Origin of the sequence: Neobacillus muris (assembly GCF_943193175.1) — a bacterium.
Classification (GTDB): Bacteria; Bacillota; Bacilli; order Bacillales; family Cytobacillaceae; genus Neobacillus; species Neobacillus muris.
Window position 1 is genome coordinate 1 of sequence record NZ_CALPDF010000082.1, and the last position, 2,767, is coordinate 2,767.

Here is a 2,767-nt window from a genome sequence, read left to right on the forward strand (position 1 = left end):
TATATCATATTAACGCGGTGAATTAATAAAGAATAAAGATAAAATAAAAGCTGTCGAAGGTTTTTCGACAGCCTGACAGCTTGATTTAAGCTGCCTTTTTCTTGTATCGGAAATCGACTATTTTGCTGCGCTATATCGTCTTGCTACTTCATCCCAATTCACGACGTTCCAGAACGCACCGATATAATCAGGACGCTTGTTTTGATATTTTAGGTAGTAAGCATGCTCCCAAACATCAAGTCCAAGAATAGGGGTTTTGCCTTCCATTAAAGGTGAGTCTTGATTTGGCGTACTTGACACTTCTAATTCGCCGTTGTTGACTGACAGCCATGCCCAGCCTGAGCCAAAACGTCCGGTTGCTGCTTTTGCGAATTCTTCTTTAAAAGCTTCAAAACTGCCAAATTTGCTGTTAATGGCATCAGCTAATTCGCCAGCAGGAGCCCCGCCGCCATTTGGGGAAAGAATCGTCCAGAATAAGGAATGGTTTGCATGGCCGCCGCCATTATTGCGGACTGCTGTACGGGCAGCTTCTGGAACCGCATCCAGGTTAGAGATCACTTCTTCCACAGATTTAGAAAGCAATTCTTCGTTTCCGGCTAAAGCATTGTTTAAATTAGTCACATAAGTGTTATGGTGTCTTGTGTGGTGGATATTCATGGTTTCTTTGTCGATATAAGGCTCAAGTGCGTCTTCTGCATAAGGTAATTGAGGTAATTCGAATGCCATGGTATTTCCTCCCTATGTATCCTTTTAGTTTTGGCTTTTTAGCGGACTAACAGAAAAATCCAACTCTAAAGCTTCACTCTTAAAATAACAAATTCGGCCATTTTTTTCAAATAATTTGCTCAATTCACCTTATAGGAACCTCCTATGGATCCTTCATGGTCTGCCTCTATCCTCCTGCTAAAAAGTTTCGAAAAATTGTCACGAACACGCAAAACCTATTCTGTCAACGATTTTTGTCATATACGCTTTTGAATAATTTCCATTTTATGTAAACAACATATTGACAGGATTGATAATTTTCCATTTAATCAAGCTAGAAGATTGTAAAGGAAGTGTCAAACATGCAGATTGGCAGTTATTCTATCTATTATATATTGCATGATTTTTTTCTGAAAACGGAGCCTGTCCAAAGCATTAAAGCCGGGACAGTTCTATTTCAAGAAAAAGACCCTGCAAAATACGTTTATTTATTACTTAATGGAAGCATTGCGCTTGGCAGAGTCCATTTAAAGGGCAAGGAGTTTATATTAAAGATCTTAAATAACCAAGAGTTAATTGTTGAATATCAACTGTTCAAACCTAATCCTCATTATCAGTTCTTTGCGAAAGCGCTGACGGATTGTGAACTTGTTGCCATAAAAAGAGAAGAATTTGAAAAATTTATCGAAACAGACAATGGAGCTATGAACGCTTTTGTCTTTTGGATGTCCACAGGATATTTAAAAGCTCAAATGAAATGCCAGGACTTAATCATGAATGGCAAAAAAGGCGGTCTCTATTCCATGTTAATCCGTTTGTGCAATTCCTTCGGGGTAATGACAAAAGACGGCATTCTGATTGATTTGCCTTTAACCCATCAGGAGCTGGCCAATTTAACCTACGGGACACGGGAAGTAATCCAGCGCATTTTAAAAGAATTACGGGAAAAGGATGTTATCTCCTATGATAATCAGATGTTTACCATTAAAAATCTCAATTATTTAAAAATGGCGGTTGACTGTCAAAACTGTTCATCAGAAATTTGCGGATTAAACTAAGGAATGTTTTTCGTACAGTTGATCGAGGAGTGTGCCCCAGGCAACACGTCTAAAGCTTTTTTCCTTCATGTCCATTCTTGTATAAGGGATTTATAACGGCTACAATAGAATGATGAAACTATAGTTAGGTGGTCATTATGAATCTTTTTAAACAATTAGTAAAAAGTATCTATTCACCAAAGGATATTGCCTCCTTTCGATCTCAAGGAATCGGCAGGACGATTGCTTTTGTATTTCTGCTGACACTTATCTCGGTACTTCCATCGATTATTTACTTATCATCCGCTTTTTCTTCCGGAATTGGTAAAACTGAAACTCTATTGCAAAAAGAGGCTCCTGATTTTTTGATTGAGGATGGCCAATTGACAGCAGAAACAGACGTCCCAGTTATTATGAATAAAAATAATATAACGTTTATCATTGACCCGACTGGGGCAGTTTCCGAAGAGGATGTATCGGAGGAAGAGGATGCTTTTGCCTTGTTAAAAGACCGATTTGTTATTGTAACTGGCGGACAGACAGAGACATCCTCTTATTCAATGATGCCGGGATTAGTCATTTCAAAAGATGACGTGTCAGGATTTATTGAATACATATCTGGGTTAAAGGGTGTCATCATAACGATCCTTATTGCCATAGTTTATTTATTCTCCAGTGTGATGAGCTTTATTGAAGTATCGATTGCCGCATTCATTGGATTGCTGCTAAAAAATTTGGCGGGCAGGGAGTTAAAATACGGGCAGTTATGGAGAATGGCCGCTTATTGTGAAACACTTCCGACGCTGTTTTTTACAATTATGGCTGCACTAAAAACAAATGTACCAAATAGTTTCGGATTAAATTGGCTGGTAGTGTTATTCGTGCTATTCCTAGCCATTAACGAAATTCCAAGAGCTGAAAAAAACAGTTAAAAAGCATCCGTTTTAGGATGCTCAGATTGTCGAGAAAGGGTATTTTTCTCGGCAATTTTTTATTATCACAGAATCTAAATACCAAATTTATTG

General features: G+C 38.2%; 3 protein-coding genes. 2 read left to right on the top strand and 1 reads right to left on the bottom strand.

Features of this window, described 5'->3' with window-relative positions; translation table 11 throughout:
• Positions 1-117 precede the first annotated feature (117 nt).
• The gene (locus tag NFS43_RS24255) at positions 118-726 is read right to left on the bottom strand and encodes a superoxide dismutase (protein ID WP_251555556.1); all 609 of its coding nucleotides are present in this window, start codon (positions 724-726) and stop codon (positions 118-120) included.
• A gap of 341 nt (positions 727-1,067) precedes the next feature.
• Between NFS43_RS24255 and NFS43_RS24260 the strand changes: the two genes are divergently transcribed.
• Together NFS43_RS24260 and NFS43_RS24265 are read left to right on the top strand one after the other, a co-directional pair.
• Positions 1,068-1,763 carry a Crp/Fnr family transcriptional regulator gene (locus NFS43_RS24260; protein WP_251555558.1) on the top strand — a complete coding sequence of 232 codons (696 nt, stop codon included), beginning with the start codon at positions 1,068-1,070 and terminating at the stop codon, positions 1,761-1,763.
• 137 nt (positions 1,764-1,900) lie between these two features.
• Positions 1,901-2,674 carry a DUF1189 domain-containing protein gene (locus tag NFS43_RS24265; RefSeq protein WP_251555560.1) on the top strand — a complete coding sequence of 258 codons (774 nt, stop codon included), beginning with the start codon at positions 1,901-1,903 and terminating at the stop codon, positions 2,672-2,674.
• Positions 2,675-2,767: the final 93 nt, after the last annotated feature.

Coding starts and splice junctions, on each gene's coding strand:
- NFS43_RS24260 (WP_251555558.1), top strand. CDS start 1,068: ATGCAGATTGGCAGTTATTCTATCTATTATATATTGCATGATTTTTTT.
- NFS43_RS24255 (WP_251555556.1), bottom strand. CDS start 726: ATGGCATTCGAATTACCTCAATTACCTTATGCAGAAGACGCACTTGAG.
- NFS43_RS24265 (WP_251555560.1), top strand. CDS start 1,901: ATGAATCTTTTTAAACAATTAGTAAAAAGTATCTATTCACCAAAGGAT.